The sequence below is a fragment of the Paraburkholderia sp. MM5384-R2 genome (genome assembly GCF_014201025.1).
Lineage (GTDB): Bacteria > Pseudomonadota > Gammaproteobacteria > Burkholderiales > Burkholderiaceae > Paraburkholderia > Paraburkholderia tuberum.
Window position 1 is genome coordinate 147,866 of record NZ_JACHDI010000005.1, and the last position, 20,997, is coordinate 168,862.

At 64.0% G+C, this 20,997-nt stretch carries 22 protein-coding genes; 8 read left to right on the forward strand and 14 right to left on the reverse strand.

Going from position 1 to position 20,997, the window contains the following annotated elements:
* Positions 1-17: 17 nt before the first annotated feature.
* From HDG37_RS11135 to HDG37_RS11155, 5 genes are all read right to left on the reverse strand, one after another.
* Positions 18-332 (reverse strand): hypothetical protein, encoded by a 315-nt coding sequence (locus HDG37_RS11135; RefSeq protein ID WP_184046973.1) that lies wholly within the window; start codon positions 330-332, stop codon positions 18-20.
* A gap of 87 nt (positions 333-419) precedes the next feature.
* Entirely contained in the window at positions 420-1,286 is an 867-nt protein-coding gene (locus HDG37_RS11140) for a glucose 1-dehydrogenase (RefSeq protein WP_184046976.1), read from the reverse strand.
* Positions 1,287-1,556: 270 nt separating this feature from the next.
* On the reverse strand, positions 1,557-2,033 hold the full coding sequence (locus tag HDG37_RS11145; protein WP_018425151.1) for a response regulator: 477 nt from the start codon (positions 2,031-2,033) through the stop codon (positions 1,557-1,559).
* Between the two features lie 443 nt (positions 2,034-2,476).
* Entirely contained in the window at positions 2,477-4,150 is a 1,674-nt protein-coding gene (locus HDG37_RS11150; protein WP_184046979.1) for an ATP-dependent DNA ligase, read from the reverse strand.
* A gap of 10 nt (positions 4,151-4,160) precedes the next feature.
* The gene (locus tag HDG37_RS11155; protein ID WP_184046981.1) at positions 4,161-5,243 is read right to left on the reverse strand and encodes a ligase-associated DNA damage response exonuclease; all 1,083 of its coding nucleotides are present in this window, start codon (positions 5,241-5,243) and stop codon (positions 4,161-4,163) included.
* 159 nt (positions 5,244-5,402) lie between these two features.
* Here HDG37_RS11155 and HDG37_RS11160 point away from each other — a divergent pair, with 159 nt between their 5' ends.
* From HDG37_RS11160 to HDG37_RS11180, 5 genes are all read left to right on the forward strand, one after another.
* Positions 5,403-6,305 (forward strand): YihY/virulence factor BrkB family protein, encoded by a 903-nt coding sequence (locus HDG37_RS11160; protein ID WP_184046984.1) that lies wholly within the window; start codon positions 5,403-5,405, stop codon positions 6,303-6,305.
* A gap of 96 nt (positions 6,306-6,401) precedes the next feature.
* Positions 6,402-8,237 carry a thiamine pyrophosphate-requiring protein gene (locus HDG37_RS11165; RefSeq protein WP_090809915.1) on the forward strand — a complete coding sequence of 612 codons (1,836 nt, stop codon included), beginning with the start codon at positions 6,402-6,404 and terminating at the stop codon, positions 8,235-8,237.
* Positions 8,238-8,475: 238 nt separating this feature from the next.
* Positions 8,476-9,576, forward strand: a complete 1,101-nt coding sequence (gene zapE / locus HDG37_RS11170) for a cell division protein ZapE (RefSeq protein WP_184046988.1) — start codon at positions 8,476-8,478, stop codon at positions 9,574-9,576.
* A gap of 250 nt (positions 9,577-9,826) precedes the next feature.
* Positions 9,827-10,255 carry a VOC family protein gene (locus HDG37_RS11175; RefSeq protein ID WP_184046992.1) on the forward strand — a complete coding sequence of 143 codons (429 nt, stop codon included), beginning with the start codon at positions 9,827-9,829 and terminating at the stop codon, positions 10,253-10,255.
* 228 nt (positions 10,256-10,483) lie between these two features.
* Positions 10,484-10,771, forward strand: a complete 288-nt coding sequence (locus HDG37_RS11180) for a hypothetical protein (protein WP_184046995.1) — start codon at positions 10,484-10,486, stop codon at positions 10,769-10,771.
* Positions 10,772-11,036: 265 nt separating this feature from the next.
* Here the strand turns inward: HDG37_RS11180 and HDG37_RS11185 are convergent, their stop codons facing one another.
* On the reverse strand, positions 11,037-11,948 hold the full coding sequence (locus HDG37_RS11185) for an AraC family transcriptional regulator (RefSeq protein ID WP_260334606.1): 912 nt from the start codon (positions 11,946-11,948) through the stop codon (positions 11,037-11,039).
* A gap of 154 nt (positions 11,949-12,102) precedes the next feature.
* Here HDG37_RS11185 and HDG37_RS11190 point away from each other — a divergent pair, with 154 nt between their 5' ends.
* The gene (locus HDG37_RS11190) at positions 12,103-12,936 is read left to right on the forward strand and encodes an oxidoreductase (RefSeq protein ID WP_184047001.1); all 834 of its coding nucleotides are present in this window, start codon (positions 12,103-12,105) and stop codon (positions 12,934-12,936) included.
* A gap of 248 nt (positions 12,937-13,184) precedes the next feature.
* Here the strand turns inward: HDG37_RS11190 and HDG37_RS39190 are convergent, their stop codons facing one another.
* From HDG37_RS39190 to HDG37_RS11210, 5 genes are read right to left on the reverse strand one after another with little or no spacing between them, the layout of a single operon-like run.
* Positions 13,185-13,409 (reverse strand): GDCCVxC domain-containing (seleno)protein, encoded by a 225-nt coding sequence (locus HDG37_RS39190; RefSeq protein WP_311541211.1) that lies wholly within the window; start codon positions 13,407-13,409, stop codon positions 13,185-13,187.
* A 22-nt stretch (positions 13,410-13,431) separates the two neighbouring features.
* The gene (locus HDG37_RS11195) at positions 13,432-13,926 is read right to left on the reverse strand and encodes a DoxX family protein (protein ID WP_184047004.1); all 495 of its coding nucleotides are present in this window, start codon (positions 13,924-13,926) and stop codon (positions 13,432-13,434) included.
* A complete protein-coding gene (locus HDG37_RS11200) occupies positions 13,923-14,735 on the reverse strand; it encodes a putative DNA-binding domain-containing protein (protein WP_184047006.1) in 813 nt (270 codons plus the stop codon). Before HDG37_RS11200 ends, HDG37_RS11195 begins: the two co-directional genes overlap by 4 nt.
* Complete coding sequence (locus HDG37_RS11205) at positions 14,707-15,597, reverse strand: DUF692 domain-containing protein (RefSeq protein ID WP_184047008.1); 891 nt, start codon at positions 15,595-15,597, stop codon at positions 14,707-14,709. Before HDG37_RS11205 ends, HDG37_RS11200 begins: the two co-directional genes overlap by 29 nt.
* A 14-nt stretch (positions 15,598-15,611) precedes the next feature.
* Positions 15,612-15,923, reverse strand: coding sequence for a DUF2282 domain-containing protein (locus tag HDG37_RS11210; protein ID WP_184047011.1), 312 nt, complete (start codon positions 15,921-15,923; stop codon positions 15,612-15,614).
* Between the two features lie 162 nt (positions 15,924-16,085).
* Between HDG37_RS11210 and HDG37_RS11215 the strand changes: the two genes are divergently transcribed.
* Both HDG37_RS11215 and HDG37_RS11220 read left to right on the forward strand, forming a co-directional pair.
* Complete coding sequence (locus HDG37_RS11215) at positions 16,086-16,709, forward strand: sigma-70 family RNA polymerase sigma factor (RefSeq protein ID WP_260334583.1); 624 nt, start codon at positions 16,086-16,088, stop codon at positions 16,707-16,709.
* An 8-nt stretch (positions 16,710-16,717) separates the two neighbouring features.
* The gene (locus tag HDG37_RS11220) at positions 16,718-17,377 is read left to right on the forward strand and encodes an NrsF family protein (protein WP_184047015.1); all 660 of its coding nucleotides are present in this window, start codon (positions 16,718-16,720) and stop codon (positions 17,375-17,377) included.
* A gap of 93 nt (positions 17,378-17,470) precedes the next feature.
* Here the strand turns inward: HDG37_RS11220 and HDG37_RS11225 are convergent, their stop codons facing one another.
* The 3 genes from HDG37_RS11225 to HDG37_RS11235 all read right to left on the reverse strand — a co-directional run bounded on the left by HDG37_RS11225 (position 17,471) and on the right by HDG37_RS11235 (position 20,984).
* The gene (locus HDG37_RS11225; protein WP_018425186.1) at positions 17,471-17,929 is read right to left on the reverse strand and encodes a bacterioferritin; all 459 of its coding nucleotides are present in this window, start codon (positions 17,927-17,929) and stop codon (positions 17,471-17,473) included.
* Between the two features lie 162 nt (positions 17,930-18,091).
* Complete coding sequence (gene tkt / locus HDG37_RS11230; RefSeq protein WP_184047018.1) at positions 18,092-20,173, reverse strand: transketolase; 2,082 nt, start codon at positions 20,171-20,173, stop codon at positions 18,092-18,094.
* Between the two features lie 265 nt (positions 20,174-20,438).
* On the reverse strand, positions 20,439-20,984 hold the full coding sequence (locus HDG37_RS11235; protein ID WP_184047021.1) for a cupin: 546 nt from the start codon (positions 20,982-20,984) through the stop codon (positions 20,439-20,441).
* Between the last annotated feature and the right edge of the window lie 13 nt (positions 20,985-20,997).

A 20,997-nucleotide genomic window follows, 5' to 3' on the forward strand; every position in this document is an offset into this window, starting at 1 on the left:
CGCGCTCGACGGATCGCTTATTGCCCCGCCCCACTACCCGCCCGCGGCGGCGTCGCGCCTTTGAAGCGCCGGTTGGTGGTTTTCCCATTGCCGCCGCCGGCGACCCCATTGGTGGCGCCCCCCGATTCGCCGACATTGCCGTTCGCGTTGTTCGCGCTGGTCGTGTCCGGCGTGCGCGACTCTTCCTGGCTTGCGCCGGGTTGCGCGGCAGACTTGCTGTGTTGCATGGACGGATTGGTACCGGTCTGCGCGAAGCCCGCCTGCGCAAAGCCTAGCGCGAAGCAGCCTGAAACGAGCGCGGCAGCCAGTTTGACGGATACATCGATCTTCATGGCACTCTCCCTTATGACGTTATGAAAACCCACTGCGCGAACCTCGTACGCAAGCGCAGGCGGCCATGCCGCCATCAATTCGACAACCTAAATAATCGGCGCGCCGCCCGTTACCGCAATGGTCGCGCCCGAGATGTAGCTCGCTTCATCCGACGCGAGCATCACGTACGCGGCGGCCAGTTCGGCCGGTTGGCCGGGGCGCTTCATCGGCACCTGCTTGCCGAACTGCTCGACCTTGTCGGCCGGCATCGTCGATGGAATCAACGGCGTCCAGATCGGTCCCGGCGCGACGCAGTTCGCGCGAATGCCCTTTTCCGCGAGCAATTGCGCGAGACCGCCGGTGAAGTTCTGGATCGCGCCCTTGGTGGTCGCATACGCGATAAGACCAGGATTCGGATGATCGGCATTGATCGACGACGTATTGACGATCGCGCCGCCCGGCTTCATATGGCGCACCGCCGCGCGCGTGATCCTGAACATCGCGCCGATGTTGGTATCGAAGGTCTTGTCCCATTCTTCGTCGCTGATCGCATCGAGCGACGGATAGCTCATCTGATACGCGGCGTTGTTGACCACCACGTCGAGCCGGCCGAATGCCTCGATCGCCTTGTCGACGATCGCATCGCAATGCGTGCGATCGCGGATATCGCCGCCGACCAGCACCGCCTTGCGACCCGCGTCCTCGACCCAGCGCGCGGTCTCGCGCGCATCGTCGTCTTCGTCGAGATAGGCGATCAGCACATCCGCACCTTCGCGCGCGAACGCGATCGCGACCGCGCGGCCGATGCCGCTGTCGCCGCCGGTCACGATCGCCGCCTTGCCTGCGAGACGCCCCGATCCTTCATAGGTTTTCTCGCCGTGATCCGGTTGCGGGTTCATGTCGGCCGTGCGGCCGGGCCTCTGGTCCTGCTGCTGTTCAGGAAACGGCGGTGCCGGACGTTGCGTGTCGCTCATGTCGGATCTCCCTCGGTGCGAATGACCATGGGCGGCGCGCACGAGCGCGCCGCATCATCGGTCTTTCAGCAACGAGTGGGCCTGCATGCAATAGCGAGAGGAAACTGCTGTGCGCCGGGCAGCGCAGCGGCACGCATGGCTTAAGAAACTGCGTTGGACAGAACGGTGGCGGACAGATGGCAGATTGATGACAAACGGATTCGCACAGCGACGAGTGCGATTTTCTGGCGACGACCGTGCAGAAATAACAGAACTGTCAGTAAGTTTTCGCTAACAACGTGATTCAGATGATGGCTCCGCCGCATGCAGCGCCGCCGCCGATTCGAGCACGCGCAGCAGACGTTCGGGTGTCAACGGTTTGGCGCAATGCGCGTCGAAGCCGGCGGCCTTCGCGAGCGCGCGATCGTCGCGCGACGCAAACGCGGTACACGCGACCAGCAGCATGTGTGAAGTCTGCGGATGCGCGCGCAGCCGCCGCGCGAGTTCGAGCCCGTCGAGTCCAGGCATCTTGATGTCGAGCACCACCGCGAACGGCTGCCATTCGCGCGCGGTCTCGCACACGGCAAACGGATCGTCGAGCGCGCGGCATTCGAAGCCGTCGGCCATCAGTAGCATTTGCAGCGCATCGGCCGCTTCCCGGTAATCGTCGACTACCAGCACGCGACGATGCGCGGCCATCGCATAGCGGATCGGTCGCCATACGAGCACGTCGTCGCTGCTGTCCACGTTGTCGTTGAACACTGTCATTTTTTCTCGCCCTTTTACATTGGCCCTGAAGGGCATCCGCGCCACACGCGCAAGATTCGATCCCATTGCTTTTGCCGGACTACGAGCAGCTTTTTGTTATTCCCGCTTCGCATCGGACAATGCCGCGGCCAGCACGCCTCGTCGCGCTTTCCAGCGTTTCAATCAGCTGGAATGCGGGATTCAGCGTGCCCATTCATCACGGCGTTTGAATGACGGCGCCTGCGATGTGCGCGCTGCGCAACATCGATTGACGCTCTGTCTTTGTGCTATCCGCCTCGTTCCGGGGCGTCGCGGGTTATCGGTAATTTCAACGGATTGGGGGGCCACGCAATGCATGCCGCTTGCGCACTGATGGCGCGAATCGATGACGCGGTCTTAACAAAGAATAAGCGACGATGCCGATAAAAAAATGCTCGACATGTTAGGGGTTTGTGCTCTGCGGGTTATCCCGCACGATTATCGATGAACCCTTTCAGCATCGCGAGCGTATCTGCGTCGTCGATGTGTTTGTCCGTGCGCCAGCGCAGCATGCGTGGAAAACGCACGGCCACGCCGGACTTGTGACGCGAACTTGCTTGTATCCCTTCGAAGCCGATCTCGAACACGAGCGTTGGCGTCACGCTGCGCACCGGGCCGAATTTATCGACGGTGGTCTTGCGCACGATCGCATCGACCCGACGCATCTCTTCATCCGTGAGCCCTGAATAGGCCTTCGCGAACGGCACCAACGTGCGCACGCCGTCGGCCTCGTCCCACACGGCGAACGTGTAGTCCGTGTAAAGACTCGCGCGACGGCCATGACCGCGCTGCGCGTAAATAAGTACAGCGTCCACCGCATAAGGCTCGATCTTCCATTTCCACCACGTGCCCGAGGCCTTGGTACGACCTACGCCGTACATCGACTCGCGCTCCTTGAGCATCAAACCTTCGACGCCGCGCGCGCGGCTCTCGTCGCGCAACGCCGCGAGCGCGGTCCAGTCCGCGGCAAGGACGAGCGGCGATACGCGCAGCAGACCACGCGCGAGCGTGCCATCGACGGAGCTGGCCAGCGCATCGAGGCGTGCGCGCCGTTCAGCGAGCGGGTTCATGCGCTGGTCCCGTCCGTTTGCTTCGAGCAGGTCGTATGCGAGTAGCGCGGCGGGCGAATCCGCGAGTATCTTGCGCGTCAGCGTCTTGCGCGCGATGCGCGGTTGCAGCCGCGCGAACGGCAATGGCGCTGCCGCGCCGGGCTCCCACGCGAGAATCTCGCCATCGATCACGTAGCCATCGGGTAATGACTCGCCCAATGCCGCGACTTCGGGAAAACGATCGGTAATCAGATCCTCGCCGCGCGACCACAACCACACGCGGCCGCCGCGTTTGACGAGTTGCGCGCGTATGCCGTCCCACTTCCACTCGATCAGCCAGTGCGCGGGATCGCCGAGCGTCGCCGGATCGGTCTGCAAGGGATGCGCGAGAAAGAACGGATACGGCAGGCCGAGGTCGCTATCGTGTTCAGACGCGTGCGCTTGCGGATCGTCGTCGGTCTGCGGCGCGATCAGACGCAGATAGCGCGCCGCATCGGGCTTCTGTTGCGAATCGGTCCAGCCGACCATTCGTTGCGCGATCCGCTTGTGATCGACGCCGGCCACTTCGGCGAGCGCACGCACCACCAGTTGCCGCGCGACGCCGACACGAAAGCCGCCGCCGATCAGCTTGGTCAGCAGGAAACGACCGCCCCAGTCGAGTTCGTCCCAGTAGCCGAGCAAACGCCTGCGCAACTCGTCGGGCGGCAGGCCGCGCAACGGCAGCATGCGTTGCTCGATCCATTGCGTGAGACCCAGTTCGGAGTTGCGCGACGCGGGCGGCAGGATATGCGCGATGGTCTCGGCCAGATCGCCCACCGCGTGATACGACTCCTCGAACAGCCACTCGGGCAAGCCGGCGCGCTCGCGCGCGATTTCGGTCAGCAAACGGGTCGGCACGAGTTGACGCGGCTTGCCGCCCGCGAGGAAATACGACGCCCATGCCGCGTCTTCGGGGTCGGCCACCGAGAAATAACTGCTCAGCGCCGCGAGCTTGTCGTGCGTCGACGTGGTCGCATCGAGCGCGGTGTAGAGAGCCGCGAAGCGTTTCATACGGTGCCCGTCATGATTCGCTCGACGCCGGCGCCTGGTCGGCGCCGGCCGCATCGGCTTCGACGGTATCGTCGCCGTATTGCGTTTCGAACGCGCTGGCGTGCAGGCCCTGTTCGTTGAGCCAGCGCACCATCGGTTCGATCGAACCATGCGTGACGATCACGCGGGAGGCGCCGCTCTCGCGTATCGCCGTTTGCAAACCCGGCCAGTCCGCGTGATCCGACAGCACGAAGCCACGATCGACGCCGCGCCGGCGACGCGCGCCGCGCAGGCGCATCCAGCCCGACGCGAACGCATCGCTGTAGTCGCCGAAGCGCTTGAGCCACGCGCTGTTCTGCGCGGTCGGCGGCGCGACGATCAGCGCCTGTTTGAATACCCCCTTGTCTTTCGCGGCAATCTCGCCGACCAGACCGAGCGCCGGCAGACGCACGCCCGCGTCGCGATACGCGCGATTGAGCGGCTCGAGCGCGCCGTGGCAGAAGATCGGCCCGATCGCCGCATCGACACTCGCGAGCACGCGTTGCGCCTTGCCGAATGAATAGCAGAACAGCACCGACGCGCGCCCTTCGGAGGCGTTGTGACGCCACCATGAATCGATCGAATCGAACACGCTTTGCGGCGTATCCCAGCGATAGATCGGCAGACCGAACGTCGATTCGGTGATGAACGTATCGCAGCGCACCGGTTCGAACGCGGCGCAGGTCGGATCGGCTTCGAGCTTGTAGTCGCCCGACGCCACCCACACGCGGCCCGCGCATTCGATCCGCACCTGCGCCGAGCCGAGCACGTGCCCGGCCGGATGCAGCGACACGCGCGCCGCGCCAATCGTCAGCGGCTCGCCGTAGTCGAGCGTGTGCAGCGCGATGCCGGGCAGCCGCGACAGCAGCACGCTCGCGCCCGCGCGTGTGGCCAGGTAGCGCTGATGACCGAAACGCGCATGGTCGGAATGCGCATGTGTGATCACCGCGCGTTCGACCGGCCGCCACGGATCGATGTAAAAATCGCCGGGCGGGCAATACAGTCCTTCCGGCCGCGCGATCACCAGATCGTTGGCTTGCGGCGCGGTGTCGGTCCGACGCGGCGACTGATCCATCGGCTGTCCTCGGCAAGGGAACGCGATCTTGCGAACGCGGCCAAGCAAACTATATGCCGCGCCATTGATGGCCCCGTATCTGCTTACGGTATATAAAGCACACAGGCGTGTCGAGAGCGGCTGCCATCCGGCAGTGCCCGGCGCGCACCGCGAGGCCTCATGCCGATCCTGCTCGACCAGCAAGCGCTGTCTATCGCCAGACATCCCTGGCGCTTCCTGCTGCAAACGCTGAAAGCGTTTCGCGCGAACCAGGGGCTGCTGCTCGCGGGCGCGGTCGCGTACTACGCGTTGCTGTCCATCGTGCCGCTGCTGATCCTGATCGTCATCGTGTTGTCGCGCGTGGTGCCGCAGCAGTTGGTGCTCGACGCGCTTGCGCATCTGCTGCGCTGGCTCGTGCCCGGACAATCGGCCGCGCTCGTGCGTGAGCTGTCGAACTTCCTGCTGCATCGCGCGGTAATCGGCTGGGTGCTGCTGCTGACGATGATCTTCTTCAGCTCGCTCGCGTTCACCGTGCTCGAAAACGCGATGTCGCTGATCTTCGTGCATCGGGTCGTCGTGAAGCGGCGCCACTTCCTGATCTCGGCGCTGCTGCCGTACTGCTACATCCTGTTTCTCGGCGTGGGACTGCTGATCGTCACGTTCGTGTCGAGCGCGCTCGACACGATCGGCGCAGAAGGACTCAGACTGTTCGGCCTGCACGTGTCGTTGCATGGCTTCTCGCGGGTGATGCTGTATCTGTTCGGGCTCGCCGGCGAAATCTTCGTGCTGACCTCGGTGTATCTGGTGATGCCGGTGGGACGGCCGTCGCTCAAACACGCGCTGATCGGCGGCGTGGTGGCCGGCGCGTTGTGGGAGATCACGCGGCACGTGCTGGTCTGGTATTTCGCCACGCTGTCGCAGGTCAGCGTCGTCTACGGTTCGCTGACGATGGCGATCGTGATCCTGCTCAGCTTCGAATGGCTCGCGACACTGCTGCTGTTCGGCGCGCAGGTGATATCGCAATACGAGCGCTTCGGGCACGAACCGCTCGACGCGCCGCAGCCGAGGATCAAGACCGGGTAGCAAGCCATTCGCAAGGAACAACCCTTGCTCGCCGATACCGACGACGGCCGCCCATTTCGCAGGGCGGCATCGACTGGCTATCGAGGAGCGAGGATCATGGCTGAAACCGTCGGCGATTTCATCATCGGGCGGCTGCATGCATGGGGCGTGCGGCGTATCTACGGCTATCCAGGCGATGGCATCAACGGCGTGTTCGGCGCGTTGAACCGCGCGCAGAGCGAAGCGAAGAAACGCCACAAAAGCACGGATCAGCCGGGCCCGATCGAATTCATTCAGGTTCGACACGAAGAAATGGCCGCGTTCATGGCCTCCGCGCATGCGAAATTCACCGGCGAGTTGGGCGTGTGCATCGCGACCTCAGGGCCGGGCGCATCGCATCTGCTGACGGGGCTGTACGACGCGCGCATGGATCACATGCCGGTGCTGGCGATTACCGGTCAGCAGGCACGCGCGGCGATCGGCGGACACTATCAGCAGGAGCTCGATCTGCCCGCGATGTTCAAGGACGTGGCCGGCTCGTTCGTCGGCTTTGCGACGATGCCCGCGCAGGTCCGTCATCTGGTCGATCGCGCGGTGCGCATCGCGCTCGCCGAGCGCGCGGTCACGGCGCTGATACTGCCGAACGATCTGCAGGACATCCCCTACGAGCCGCCGGGGCGCAAGCACGGCACGCTGCATTCCGGCATCGGTTACGCGCGCCCGCGCGTCGTGCCGAGCGACGAGCAGTTGCGCCAGGCCGCCGACGTGCTGAACGCCGGCCGCAAGGTCGCGATCCTGGTCGGCGCGGGCGCGCTGCACGCGACCGACGAAGTGATCGCGATCGCCGAGAAGCTCGGCGCCGGCGTCGCCAAGGCGCTGCTGGGCAAGGCCGCGCTGCCCGACGATCTGCCGTGGGTGACCGGTTCGATCGGCCTGCTCGGCACGAAGCCGAGCTACGACATGATGACCCATTGCGATACGTTGCTGATGATCGGCTCGGGCTTCCCCTACTCGGAATTTCTGCCGAAGGAAGGCGACGCGCGCGGCGTGCAGATCGACATCAAGGCCGACATGCTGAGCCTGCGTTATCCGATGGAAGTGAACCTCGTCGGCGATAGCGCCGAGACGCTGCGCGCGCTGCTGCCGCTACTCGAGGAAAAGAAGGATCGGCTGTGGCGCGAGCGCATCGAAGGCTGGGTGTCCGACTGGTGGAAGACGCTGGAGAAACGCGCGCACGAACCCGCGAAAGATGGCCTGAATCCGCAGCTCTCGGTATGGGAGCTGTCGAAGCGCATTCCCTCGAACGCGATCGTCACCAGCGATTCGGGCTCGGTCGCGAACTGGTACGCACGCGATCTGCAAGTGCAGCGCGGCATGATGTGCTCGCTGTCGGGCGGGCTCGCGTCGATGGGCGCGGCCGTGCCCTATGCGATCGCCGCGAAGTTCGCGTACCCCGAGCGGCCCGTGATCGCGCTCGTCGGTGACGGCGCGATGCAGATGAACAACATGGCCGAACTGATCACAGTCGCGAAGTACTGGCAAGGCTGGAGCGATCCGCGCTGGATCTGCATGGTGCTCAACAATGGCGACCTGAATCAGGTCACATGGGAGCAGCGCGTGATGGAAGGCGATCCGAAGTTCGAGGCCTCGCAGAGCATTCCGTCCGTGCCGTATCACCGCTTCGCGGAGCTGATCGGTCTGAAGGGCATCTATGTCGACAATCCCGATCAGATGGCCACCGCCTGGGACGACGCGCTCGCGTCGAATCGTCCGGTCGTGATCGAGGTGAAGGCCGATCCGAACGTGCCGCCGCTGCCGCCGCATGTCACGCTCGCGCAGGCCAAAGCGTTCGCCGAGACGTTGATGAAGGGCGACCCCGATCAGGGCAACGTGGTGGTCGAAACGGCGAAGCAGGTGCTCGGTGCCGTGCTGCCGGGGCATCACGACAAATGACGCGGTAGCGGCTCGACGACGCCTGTGCGCGCCAACGTTCGACGCAGAACGTGGCTGGTAAAATGGCGCGCGCTCCGTGCACGCGCTCATTGGGTCTGCTTCGCCGCAGGCCATCACGTCGGCCGTTATCTCATGCTCACACACGTCCTCGCCGTTTTCGCGGCGGCCCAGACTGCGTCATTCGCGCGAGTTGCATCATTCGCGTCATTCGCGTCATCAGGCATGGACGCTCTTGGCCATGCTTGACGAAACCCGCATCGCGCGCGCACTGACCGCGCGCGGCATCTCTGCCGATGCACGGCAGCGCGAGGCCACCGGCGCGCTCGTCGGGTTGGTCGGCGCGCAGCAGCGCGCGCGGCAGGCATGGTCCACCGCCGCGTTCGGGCCGCAAGGCGTCTACTGTCACGGACTGCCGGGCCGCGGCAAGAGCCTCGTCGTCGATACGCTGTTCGAGCTTGCGCCATGCCGCAAACGGCGCCTGCATTTCCACGAGTTCCTGCGCGAAATGAACCGCCGGCTCGTGCACGCGCCGCGTGGCGACGACCGGCTCGGCGACGTGTCGCGGCAATGGCTCGACGGTATCGAGCTGCTGTGCTTCGACGAATTCCATGTGCACGATATCGCCGACGCGTTCCTGATGGGCCGCTTTCTCGACACCGCGATCAAGCTGGGCACGCGTATCGTGCTGACGTCGAACTACGCACCGGACGATCTGTTGCCCGACCCCGAGTTTCACGAGCGCTTTCTGCCGACCATCGCGCAGATCAAACGCGGCTTCACGGTGATCCATTTCGACGGCGTGCGCGATTACCGCTTCGGCGGCGAAGCGGCCGAGGTGCGGCGCTTTTTCGCGCCGCTCAATGCGTCGAGCGAGGCCGCGTTGCGCGATATCTTCACGAGCCATGAACGCGACGCTGCGATCGAGCCGGTCAGGCTGAGCGCGGCGGGCCGGCCGCTCGAAGCGCGGGCAGCCGGCCGCGCGCTGCTGTGGGCGGACTTCGAGCAGTTGTGCGTCGCAAGCCGCTCGCACCTCGACTACCTCGATCTCGCCGAGCAATGGCAAGGCTTGATGGTCGATCGTCTGCATACGGAAGCGCTGAGGCAGCCGCATACGCTGCAGCGACTTGTCTGGCTGATCGACATCTTCTACGACCGCAAGCGCGCGCTCTTCATCGCCTCCGATCAGCCGATCGAGACCGCGTTGATCGGTCTCGAAGGCGCGCATGATCTGTCGCGTACGCTGAGCCGGCTTGCCGAGATGCAGTCGCGCGCATATCGCAGCACGCTTGAACGAGGCGGCGAGGACAACGCGCAAGACCGCATCAACGCCGAGGCTTGATGGCCGGGCATCGCACCCGCGCGAATTTCTGCAATTCTTGCAAAGCGACGGTAAAGCGTGCCAACGCCGTTTCGCGTCGACGCACGCGCCACGGCGCCGGGCGATGCATCGCCGGCCACCCGAAACAAGCCTACACTCAACCATGCCATGCCCCGCGGTACCGGAAAACTCGCCGCCAGATCCGTTCGATGGGCGTGGGCGAACATGTTCGTTCTTCATCGCGCCGCTCTTTCGCGGCAAAGGAGAAGCCATGGAAAAGATCCCCAAAGCCACGGCCTTGTTCATCGCAGGTTTTGGCCCGATTGTGATTGAAGCCCAGGCAAGCCGCGATCTCTACGGCCGGGCCTTCGGTATCCCCTTCAAGGAAGAGAACGGCGGCTATCTCCATACGGAGGGTCTGAACGGCGCAAACTCTTTCGCCTTGTGGCCGCTCTCCCACGCCTCCCAGTCGTGCTTCGGCACGGATTCGTGGCCTCGCGACGTACCCATCCCGCAAGCCTGGATCGAGTTTGATGTCGACGACGTCCCGGCGGCAACGGCGGAACTTGAATCGCAAGGGTACCGGATGCTGGTCAGGAACCGGAATGAGCCGTGGGGCCAGACGGTCAGTCGCTTCATCGGGCCGGAAGGATTGCTGGTCGGAATCACGTTTACGCCGTCGATGCGGGAAGAGAAATAATGGCGGCCGCAGTGGCCGTCTTGCGCGCGGTGACTGATAGCCTCGGATTGGGGACCAGCGCGCGTCAGGTTACCCGGTTAGCGCCGAAAATCGATATTCACCATTGTGAATAATGCGCGTAACTATCAGCCACCGCTTTCCTAAACTTGGCATTACGGGACCGCGACGGAAACGGTACGAAAGCATCGTTTGCGTCGAAATCGCAGTCCAACCAAGGAGAAGCGTGTCATGAACAAGGCAACCAGCACATTGATCGCGGCCGTCGCCGCACTCACGCTGTCGGGCGGCGTATCTGCACAAAGCAACAACACGCTGGCGACTCCGAGCACACAGTCGCCGGCCGCTGCAACGAGTGGCTACGGCACGCCTGGTGCCACCAACACGGACAGCGGCGCCGGGTCGCCGACCTCGGGCCAGCCGAATAGCGCGAACAGTAGCTCGACGTCCCGCCCCCCCGCTTACGGGGTTAACAACTCGCTGGCGACCCCAACCACAAAGTCGCCAGCCGGCCAATGACAGCAATCAAGGCTGGCAACCGGGCGCAAATGAGCGCAATGCGACCAGGCGGTTCAATTTCGTCGGGCGTAGCGTGACCGAATAGCCGCGACTGGCAACACAGATCGCGACGGTAGAAAAAAGTTGGTGTGACTGGCCGGTCATAACGCGCCAGAAGGCCGAGTTCGCCCCAACGGGTCGGCCTGTGTGCCAAGACGTCTCGATTGAGCTTCCCCCGAAATTTCGCCTTCCAGTAGGTCGTGTATAAAATCGACCCACGGCAAATTCAGTGCGACGAGACATAAGCCGTATCAGCGAATACTGCCGGGATCGCGAAGCTCTCGCGCATACGCTTAGCCTCTGCGGCAGGCGTCAAGCCAAACAGACGCCTGAATTCCCTGCTGAACTGGGACGGGCTCGCATAACCCACAGCGTGTCCCGCCGCCTCCGCGGTTAGCTCCTTGCGCACCATTAACAGGCGAGCCTGATGAAGGCGCGTCGACTTCACATATTGCATCGGCGACACCTGCGTAATTGCCTTGAAGTGGCTGTGGAAACTCGGAATGCTCATACCCGCTTCGTCGGCCAGTTGCCTCACGTCGAGGGGCTGCGCATAGCTTGCATGAATCAGGCGGAGTGAGCGGCCTATCTGGCCGAACTGTCCTCGCATCGCCAAAGCCTCGCGCAACGAGACTCCCTGGGCTCCGGTGAGCACCCGGAAATACAGTTCACGCAGCAGCCCGGCGCCCAACACGGCAGATTCGAGTGGCCGATGCATCGCCTCGAGGAAGCGCAGCACGGACGCTTGCATTGCGTCATCCATCGGCGTCGACATCATGCTTTGAGGTGCTGGTACGCACTCCCCTACGCCTTCGCGGTCGATCCGCTCCGCAAGTTCGGCGGCCAATGCGAAATCGAGGTGCAGATACAGCGCGAGCAGTGGGCGCTCCTCGGTTGCGTCGGTCTCCATGCTGAACGGCACGGGCACGGACACGGCCAGGTAGTGACGCTCGTCGTACAGGTAGAGCCGGTCGCCGAAATAACCTCGCTTGCGGCCCTGGCAGACGATCACGATACCGGGATCGTACAGAACCGGCGTGCGCGATAGCGCCCGGTTCGACCGCAAGATGCGGACGCTCGGCAGTGCCGTCAGGTTGTAGCCCTCGTCGGGCGCCAACGCGCGTAGCAGGACAATCATGCGTTTCCGGCTTCGAGAGGATAGAGCTGGATGCTGGGCCAAAGCGCGTATCGTGTTCATAGTTTTATGCAAGAAAATCAGCGGAATTCGGCTTAATTTGCCTCGCTGGTCAGATTAGTATGCACTCTCCAATCGACATTCGGGAGAAGCTTCAATGGCAACCAGCAAAACACTGCTCATCACCGGCGTCAGCAGCGGCTTTGGCCGCGCGCTCGCACAGGAAGCGCTGGCGGTGGGTCACAAGGTCGTCGGTACGGTGAGAAGTGTCCAGGCAAAGCGTGAATTCGAGTCCGTATCCGCGAATGCCGCTTGGGGACGCGTGCTCGACGTGACCGACTTCGACGCGATCGACGGCGTCGTGGCGGAAATCGAGGCTGACGTCGGACCAATCGATGTGCTGGTCAACAATGCCGGCTACGGCCACGAGGGCATCATGGAGGAATCGCCGCTCTCGGATATGCGCCGACAGTTCGATGTGAATGTATTTGGTGCGGTCGCCATGATGAAGGCCGTCCTGCCGTTCATGCGTGAGCGCCGCCGCGGCCACATTCTGAATATCACATCGATGGGCGGCTACATCACGATGCCGGGAATCGCTTATTACTGCGGGAGCAAGTTTGCGTTGGAGGGCATCTCCGAGGCGCTTGGCAAAGAGGTCAAGCCCTTCGGTATTGCCGTGACGGCCGTGGCGCCGGGCTCATTTCGCACTGACTGGGCAGGTCGCTCGATGACGCGGACCCCCCGCTCGATTTCGGATTACGACGATATTTTCAATCCCATCCGCCAGGCCCGCGAGGAAAAAAGCGGCAAGCAATTGGGAGATCCCAGCAAAGCGGCGCGCGCAATGCTGGCCGCCATGGCAAGGGATCGTCCGCCCACGCGTCTTTTGCTCGGTAGCGACGCACTCGGGCTCGTTCGAGACAAGTTGTCGGCATTGAAGGTGGAAATCGATGCATGGGAGGCTACCACCGTTTCGACGGACGGCTGATGAGAGCCGAGGCTGAGAAGCTGTCGAGAACCGTATCCCGCGGCGTCGGGTGCGAACGAAGCGATGCTTGCCCGATCTGAAAGTCCGTTGGCAATGCGTAGCAGCCCTTTATTCGTGACACACCGAACGACGGTTCGGGGCCGAACTGAGTCAGTCCGTCAAGCGTTTCGAGGGGGAAGCGCGAGGCTTCCAGGAAGGGGCGAGCCCCGCGTCCTCAGTGCCTTCAGATTGATGCTTTCGTCATAGCGTTACCTTGTCTGAGGTTCGCAGCACGCGCGCCTGTACTGAACAGGCGGACACGGTACCGTGCCGAATGAACAGAACACGCAGCAGTCGCCCGGCTTCGGACGCAGCAGCGCATGACAGGCCGGACACTCGTAGTAGAACTGGCATGCATCCGTGGGCATGGTTTCCGGCGTAGCGGTCCCGCATTGCGGGCAGGTCAGCACAGATGCAAGAACGACATTGCTCACGGTGACGGTCCTCCTGTCGAAATCAACCATCACCGCGCTGACGCCGGACGCCGTCCGACGAAGCAACGCTCCACAGTCGTTGACGTACCAGATGGTCGAGCGACAAGGCTCCGGCGCCCCGGCACAACAGGACGAGCAGCATGGCTGCCCACTGAATATGCGTCGGCCACGCCTGCGGGTACACAAACAGCTCTATTACGGAGGTCATCCCGAGCAGGACCAATGCGGCGGGCCTGACGCCCAGGCCGAGCACCAGCAACACCGGCATGCTCAGTTCTATCGATACGGTAATGTGTGCTGCCACATCCGGCGGCAACAACGGCAGCCTGTATTCGTCGCGAAACAGTTCGAGCGCCGCATCCCAGTTCGCGAGCTTGGTCATTGCCGAGTTCCAGAAAATCGTTGCAACCGCGAGGCGCAGCGGAATGGCCAGCAGCCAGTAAGGCACGTTTTCCAGCAACTGAACTGCGCACTGAAATACGCTACGGCCGTTTGCAGGGTTGCAGTGGCGAGTCATGTCGATGATCCCTGGTCGATCCGAATACGGCTGGCAATCTGCGACGTCCGGGCGAAGCATCCCCGTGCAAGGTAGGCGCCAATGAGTGCAAGACCATCCGCTTCCGGCGCGCGTGTCAGCGCCGCGCCGAGCCCCTCGCCCGCAAAAAGCGCCTTGCTGATGCGCCACTCTCCAGCGCTCAAGCGCAGGGTATCGACGCCTTCATCGACACGTTGCACGAGCAGATGCACAGGCTTATCCGCGAGGTCGATTGCGCGCAGCGCCGCGTCGTCCTGCTGGAGCACGGCGCGCCAGATCGCGTCAGCGGGAGCGTCGCAGCGCAGCAACCGCGTCGCCGGATGAGGCGATAACCGCAGCAAGCCGAGCGCGCCCTCATCAAGCCGTGCGAGACGTACTGGATCGAGCGGCGCGATGTCGGGTGCGTGCAGCACGCCATTCACCTGCCATTCGAACCGCGCGACGTCGACCACATATCGTACCGATGAGAGTTGTGGCATCCGCGCGAGGAAGCTCGGAAACTGTGCGCCGTAGTCGTCGAGCCATGCGCTGTGTGGCGGCGAAGCATGCATGAACAGGCGCACTGCGCCCTCAAAGAAGTCCCCGCCGACGAGGCGCTGCACGGCGGGAAAGGCAAGCCGCAGCGCATCGACCAGCACACCTTCCGCTGTGTTCCGATAAATGTTCAGGCGTGCTTGGGGATCGAGACCATCGGCCAGCACGGTGGCGGCGGCGCTTTCACTGGCGCCTTCGAGCAGGCTGCGGCGCATGGCCTGTTGAAGATCAGCCAGCGATGGCGTGTGCATGTTCATGGCGAACCGCCTCCAGTGCTGATTCCGCCGTTGCGGCTTCCTCGATGAGAACGTCGAGCGGCGGCACGTCGGTGTCCCATTCGATCAGTGTCGGCACCGGCCCGAAGCGTTGCAGCGCAGCCGCATAGAGCGCCCACACCTGCGCCGCGACGCGTGAGCCGTGATCGTCGATTCGCAAGACCTGGCCGCCCTCTAATTGCCTCACGCTGTGGCCGGCAAGATGGATCTCGTCGATGGCCGCCGGCGGCAGGGCGTCGAGATACGTGTGCGGATCCCATCCGTGATTGCACGCGCTGACGTAGATGTTGTTCACATCGCACAGGAGCCCGCATCCCGTGCGTTGTGCGAGATGCGCGAGGAACTCCCACTCCGGTATTGTCGAATGCGCGAAGCGAAGATAAGTGGACGGGTTCTCCACGAGAATCCGCCTCCCGAGTGCCGTCTGCACCCGATGGACGTTCCGGCACACGACGTCGAGCGATTCTTCGGTCATCGGCAACGGCAGCAGATCGGCGAGATACGTACCGCCCGTCACGCTCCACGCAAGATGCTCGGAGACGAGGCCGGGCTGTACGCGCGCGACGACCTCGCTCACGCGTGCAAGATGTGCGGCGTCGAGCCCATCGGCGCTGCCGAGCGAGAGGCCCACACCGTGCAGGGAGACCGGATAGTCGCGGCGAATCGCATCCAGATAGCGCGTAGCGGGCCCGCCGCCCATGTAGTTTTCAGTGTGCACCTCGAACCACGCCGCGGCCTGTCGTTCGTCGAGCACGGCCCGATGATGGCGAAAACGCAGTCCCACGCCGGCCCTCGAAGGAATCGGGCTGGCCGGCGCGCGCGTGCGGGCGACGGTTGCGCTCATGGCCGCAGCGCCCCTCAGCCTGCCTTCGTCTGGCCGCCCGCGATCTTGCTGCAATCGCCCGCGGGCAACAGCACGAATGACTTCGGGTCGCGCGCCTGAGCGGCCTGGCCGGCGCACGAGTGCGCCCCTGCTGCACAGTCGTTCTTCGCAACCGCGTTGATGCCGTAGCACTTTTCGAGGTGGTTCTGTGCCATTCTGGCCATGTTGTCCTTCACGACCTGCGGCGTTTTGCCCATACCCTGCGCCTGCGCGGGCAACGCCTGCATTGCAAGCGCCATGCCGACCGCGGCGGACAGCGACGAAATGGTCAAAGCGGACTTGCTCATAGTATCTTCTCCGAGGGTTGGGATCGCGAAGCTGCGATCTCCTAAGCAGATTCGGTCCGGCGCGGCCAAAGGTTACGCCGCGCACCAATTATTTTTTTGCGCAGATCGCCTCTTCCACTGACTGCAACGATGTCCAACTATCGACACCGCAGCGTCGCGCGCATGCTGCCCGAGCGGTCCACACCGCTTGGCGGCGAACCGCGCGGCGCCACGCTGGATGACGCAACGCGGCCCGACGGCACGCCCGACTGGTCCGTTTTGATGGCGCGCGCGCAGCAAGGCGATCGCGACGCCTACCGCCGGCTGCTGCAGAGCATGACGCCGTATCTGCGCAACCTCGCGGACCGTCATGGGGTGCATCCCAACGCAGTCGAGGACGTCGTGCAGGACGTCCTCGCCACCGTGCATCGCGTGCGCCATACCTATGACCCCGCGCGACCGTTCGGCCCCTGGCTGCTGACCGTCGCCATGCGCCGCATCGTCGATACGCTGCGCCACGCTGGGAGTCTTGACGCCCGCGAGGTGCCGCTCGACGATGAACATGAAACCTTGGCCGACCCCACAGCGAATCTGATGGAAGAGGCCACCGATGCGCGCATGCTGCGCGAGACGATCGAGCGTTTGCCGCCCGGGCAGCGCGACGCGATACGTATGCTCAAACTCGAGGAGATGTCTTTGAAAGAGGCGGCTGTGGCGAGTGGAATGACTGTTGCCGCGTTGAAGGTCGCTGTGCATCGCGGGCTGAAAAGCCTGCACAAGCTCCTCACGCAGGGAGACCGCAAATGAGTCCGCAAATGAGTCCGACCTCCGATCTGATCGAGTCGCTGGTTGCCGATGCAAACCCGGTGCGCCCGCTGCGCACGCCCGCCGTGCGGGCGGTCGGCTGGCTCCTGTTCGCAGCACTCGTGCTCACTCTGGTCGGCGTGGCGCACGGCATGCGGCCTGACCTCGCCGCGAAGCTCCATCAGCCGGTGTTCGTGACGGGCGTGGCGGCCGCCGCTGTGACGGGCATTCTCGCCGCCGTCGCGTCGTTCGTTGCCAGCGTGCCGGGAAGGTCGCTGCGCTGGCTACTGTTACCGCTGCCCGCGCTGGTGGCATGGGTTTCGACGATCGGCTACGGATGCTTGATCAACTGGGTGGAGATCGGCCCGGACGGCATGTCGCTGGGGGAAACCGCGCGCTGTTTTGCGACGCTCGGCCTCACGGGCATTCCGCTCTCGCTCGCCCTGCTGATCATGCTGCGTCACGTGGCGCGGCTCGCACCCGCTCCCGTGGTGATGACGGGCAGCCTGGCCGTTGCCGCGCTCACGGCTGTGGCACTGTCGATGTTTCATCCGCTCGACGCGACGGTCATGATCCTGGTCTGGAATTTCGGCGTCGCGGCGATGCTGTTGCTGGTCAGCGCGCGGTACTCACAGCGATTGTTCGCGTGGGTCACATCGCCTGTCCGATGACAGCATCGTCGGATCTTGTTGCATCAAGCGCACGGGGATGTGGTGAACCGTTCGAAAGACAGGTATCCCCGATATCCATCATCGGCATCAGCACTAGCTGTCCTCCGACGTCGTCATTTCCCCTGGGCGGCGCAGCATCTTGTCGACTTCGCCCGCGTGCATCTCCTCGACGTGGATCATCTGACGGGCGAACTCCTCGAGTGCAACCGAGCGGTCCTCGACGAGCGCCAGCAGGTCGCGATACAACTGCAACGCAAGATTCTCGGCTTGCAACGACTCGCGGAGGATCGAAGAGATATCGAAGGTGTGCGAGTCGAGCAGAGGACCGATCGCAAGCGACGGATAGGCACCCAGAGTCGTGATCCATTCGCCGGCCTGCTGTGCGTGCAACAACGATTCATCGGCCTGCGCGCGCAACCACGACCTGATCGGAATGCGTCCGAATCCGAAAACAAGGAACGAATAGTGCGTATATCGGACGACGCCGGCCAACTCGGATTCGAGAATCCGGTTCAGCACCGCAACAACGTCTTCCTTATTGATCTCGGCCATTTGAAGTCTCCTTTCATGGCGTGGCGAGGCGTCCGGCCTCGCGACTGAGTAGGCCGGCAAGCGGCCGCCAACCGTGGCCGCACGCCTGATCGAAACGGATAGATTCCGCCGGCCCACCGCTTTTCGCATCAAGCGTTCACGACGTCGTCGAGCGCCGCACGCTCAAGTGCCCTTCCCCTTCTTCACCCGCTCGATCTGCTGCTTCGCCGCCTGATACACGACTTCCGGCGTGAAACCGAATTTCTTCTTCAGATCCGCGATCGGCGCCGACGCGCCGAACGTATGCATGACGACCTGCGCACCGAGCCGTCCTGTATACCGATCCCAGCCGAGCGACGCAGCCTGCTCGACTGCGACGCGCGCCTCGACGTCCGCGGGCAGCACCGACTCCTGATACGCGCTGTCCTCGCGCTCGAAGATGTCCCACGACGGCATCGACACGACGCGCGCCGCGATGCCCTCGCTCTTCAGCTTCTCGTACACGTCGGCGCAGATCGATAGCTCGCTGCCGGTCGCCATCAGGATCACCTCTGGCTTCTTGCCAGCGGGGGCGTCGGCGAGCACATACGCACCGTGCCTGACGCCGCTCGCGGGCGCATAGCGGCTCCGGTCGAGCGTCGGCAGCGGCTGGCGCGACAAGACGATGCACGCCGGCCGATGCGGCTGCGTCAGCGCGACACGCCAGGCCTCGGCCGCTTCGTTCGCGTCGCCGGGACGCAGCACCGTGAGGCCGGGCACGCCGCGCAACGACGCGAGCTGCTCGATCGGCTGATGCGTCGGACCGTCTTCGCCGAGCCCGATCGAATCGTGCGTGAACACAAAGATGGCCGGCACTTCCATGATCGCGGACAGGCGGATCGGCGGCTTCATGTAGTCGCTGAAGATCAGGAACGTCGAGCCGTACGCGCGCAGATTCGATAGCGCAAGACCGTTGACCACCGCGCCCATCGCATGCTCGCGAATGCCGAAGTGCAGATTGCGGCCGGCATAGTTATTCGCCTGGAAGCTGCCCGCGCCTTCGAACTTCAGGTTGGTTTTAGTCGACGGCGACAGGTCCGCCGCGCCACCAATCATCCACGGCACGCGCGCGGCAATCGCATTGAGCACCTTGCCCGACGATTCGCGTGTCGCGATGCCCTTCGGGTCCGCGTTGAAGCTCGGGATGTCGCTGTCCCAGCCCTGCGGCAATTCGTGCGCCTCGATCTGCGCGAATTCGCGCGCGAGCTCCGCATACTGCTTTTTGTAGCTGTCGAACTTCGCCTGCCATTGTTCGCGCGCCGCCTTGCCGCGCGCGCCGATGCCCTGCGCGAAGCGCTCGTGCACGCCCTCGGGCACGTAGAAGAACTTGTCCTCGGGCCAGCCGTAGAACTTCTTGGCGAGCGCGACTTCCTCGACGCCGAGCGCCTCGCCATGCGCGGACGCGGTGTCCTGCTTGTTCGGCGCCCCCCAACCGATGATGCTGTGGACCACGATCAGCGTCGGCCGGTCGGTCACGCTCTTCGCTTCGACCAGCGCCTTTTCCAGCGCGGCGGTGTCGTTCGCATCGCCGACGTGCAGCGTGTGCCAGTTGTAGCCGTGAAAGCGGCTTGCCACATCGTCGCTATACGCGAGGTCCGTATGGCCTTCGATCGTCACGCGGTTGCTGTCGTAAATCCAGATCAGGTTCGACAGCTTCAGATGCCCCGCGAGCGAGGCCGCTTCGTGCGAGATGCCTTCCATCATGTCGCCGTCGCCGCAAATCGCGTACACGCGGTAGTCGAACAGCGGCGCGTCCGCGCGATTGAAGTGGCTCTCGTACCAGCGCGCGGCCATCGCCATGCCGACGCTATTGCCGAGCCCTTGCCCAAGCGGTCCCGTGGTGGTCTCGACGCCGGTCGTCATCCGGTACTCGGGGTGGCCCGGCGTATTGCTGTCGATCTGGCGGAAATGCTCGATGTCGTCGAGCGACACGGCCGGCGCGCCGGTCGGCTTGCCGTGTTCGTCGACGGCTTTCACGTTGGCCAGATGCAGCAGCGAATACAGCAGCATCGACGCATGCCCGGCCGACAGCACGAAGCGGTCGCGATTCGGCCACAGCGGCTCGTCAGGGTCGTAACGCAGGTGGTGTTGCCACAGGTGATAGGCGACCGGCGCGAGCGCCATCGGCGTGCCGGGGTGGCCGGAATTGGCTTTCTGCACGGCGTCCATCGACAGCGTGCGGATCGTGTTGATGCACAACTGATCGAGGGCGGAATCGTTTTGCATGGGACGCTCCTTGTTCGGCAATTCGGAAGACGGCCGACGCGCGCCGCGGAGCGCGCGGACGGATCGGCGCATCGTGTCGACATGGAATCGCGCGCGTCCGGGCATGTCGATAAGGACGCCAAGCCGCACGTGGAACCGCCCACGTGCCAGCGTCAGCGCCGAAAGCGCGCGGGAAAATCGCGGCAAAGCCCACAGATGATGCGCCTAACCGCGCAACCCTGCACGCCACGCCGCCGCAGGTCGGTTGCTTCGCGAACGACGAGGTTCAGGCCGACTGCAGCCAAAGCTCGACGACGGGACCATGCTTGCCGTCGATCGGATCGAGCGGCGGAAACGGCAACGCCAGCATCTCGGTGAGTTCCTGCGGCGTCAGCGCTTCGCGGCGAATGTCCCATTGCTGCCCCAACGGATAGCCCGCCACCACCTGAAAATGCCGCTCGAACGATTGCAGACAATGGCCGGTGCCGGCCGGCAGCAGCAGCACGTCGCCCGCGTGCACCGTCACCACGCGTCCGCCCGGCCCGCCGACGATCACCTCGGCGCTCGCGTCGGTCACACCGAGCACCTCGTGCGCGGTCGCGTGAAAGTGATGGAAGTCGAAGATGCTGTCGCGCCACTGCGCGGGCCATGCATTGCGCTCGAACAGGATTTCGAACGCGGCGGGCAGATTGCCGCTGCCGGGCGACAGCGCGCGCCGGTACAGCACGACCGGCAGCTTGCTGTTGTTCGGCACCCAGTCGTGCGGCTCCAGCATGAACGCTTCGTATTCGGTCTGCGCGGCGTCGAAGCCGTGCCTGGACTCGTTGAACATGGTTGCTCCTGGC

Bases quoted from the DNA above. Each gene is read 5' to 3' on its own strand.
- HDG37_RS11175 (WP_184046992.1), top strand. From the start codon at position 9,827: ATGGAAAAGATCCCCAAAGCCACGGCCTTGTTCATCGCAGGTTTTGGC.
- zapE (WP_184046988.1), top strand. From the start codon at position 8,476: ATGCTTGACGAAACCCGCATCGCGCGCGCACTGACCGCGCGCGGCATC.
- HDG37_RS11135 (WP_184046973.1), bottom strand. From the start codon at position 332: ATGAAGATCGATGTATCCGTCAAACTGGCTGCCGCGCTCGTTTCAGGC.
- HDG37_RS11215 (WP_260334583.1), top strand. From the start codon at position 16,086: ATGCTGCCCGAGCGGTCCACACCGCTTGGCGGCGAACCGCGCGGCGCC.
- HDG37_RS11205 (WP_184047008.1), bottom strand. From the start codon at position 15,597: ATGAGCGCAACCGTCGCCCGCACGCGCGCGCCGGCCAGCCCGATTCCT.
- HDG37_RS11155 (WP_184046981.1), bottom strand. From the start codon at position 5,243: ATGGATCAGTCGCCGCGTCGGACCGACACCGCGCCGCAAGCCAACGAT.
- HDG37_RS11180 (WP_184046995.1), top strand. From the start codon at position 10,484: ATGAACAAGGCAACCAGCACATTGATCGCGGCCGTCGCCGCACTCACG.
- HDG37_RS11185 (WP_260334606.1), bottom strand. From the start codon at position 11,948: ATGATTGTCCTGCTACGCGCGTTGGCGCCCGACGAGGGCTACAACCTG.
- HDG37_RS11235 (WP_184047021.1), bottom strand. From the start codon at position 20,984: ATGTTCAACGAGTCCAGGCACGGCTTCGACGCCGCGCAGACCGAATAC.
- HDG37_RS11140 (WP_184046976.1), bottom strand. From the start codon at position 1,286: ATGAGCGACACGCAACGTCCGGCACCGCCGTTTCCTGAACAGCAGCAG.
- HDG37_RS11210 (WP_184047011.1), bottom strand. From the start codon at position 15,923: ATGAGCAAGTCCGCTTTGACCATTTCGTCGCTGTCCGCCGCGGTCGGC.
- HDG37_RS11200 (WP_184047006.1), bottom strand. From the start codon at position 14,735: ATGAACATGCACACGCCATCGCTGGCTGATCTTCAACAGGCCATGCGC.
- tkt (WP_184047018.1), bottom strand. From the start codon at position 20,173: ATGCAAAACGATTCCGCCCTCGATCAGTTGTGCATCAACACGATCCGC.
- HDG37_RS11225 (WP_018425186.1), bottom strand. From the start codon at position 17,929: ATGGCCGAGATCAATAAGGAAGACGTTGTTGCGGTGCTGAACCGGATT.
- HDG37_RS11195 (WP_184047004.1), bottom strand. From the start codon at position 13,926: ATGACTCGCCACTGCAACCCTGCAAACGGCCGTAGCGTATTTCAGTGC.
- HDG37_RS11150 (WP_184046979.1), bottom strand. From the start codon at position 4,150: ATGAAACGCTTCGCGGCTCTCTACACCGCGCTCGATGCGACCACGTCG.
- HDG37_RS11145 (WP_018425151.1), bottom strand. From the start codon at position 2,033: ATGACAGTGTTCAACGACAACGTGGACAGCAGCGACGACGTGCTCGTA.
- HDG37_RS11220 (WP_184047015.1), top strand. From the start codon at position 16,718: ATGAGTCCGACCTCCGATCTGATCGAGTCGCTGGTTGCCGATGCAAAC.
- HDG37_RS11190 (WP_184047001.1), top strand. From the start codon at position 12,103: ATGGCAACCAGCAAAACACTGCTCATCACCGGCGTCAGCAGCGGCTTT.
- HDG37_RS11165 (WP_090809915.1), top strand. From the start codon at position 6,402: ATGGCTGAAACCGTCGGCGATTTCATCATCGGGCGGCTGCATGCATGG.
- HDG37_RS11160 (WP_184046984.1), top strand. From the start codon at position 5,403: ATGCCGATCCTGCTCGACCAGCAAGCGCTGTCTATCGCCAGACATCCC.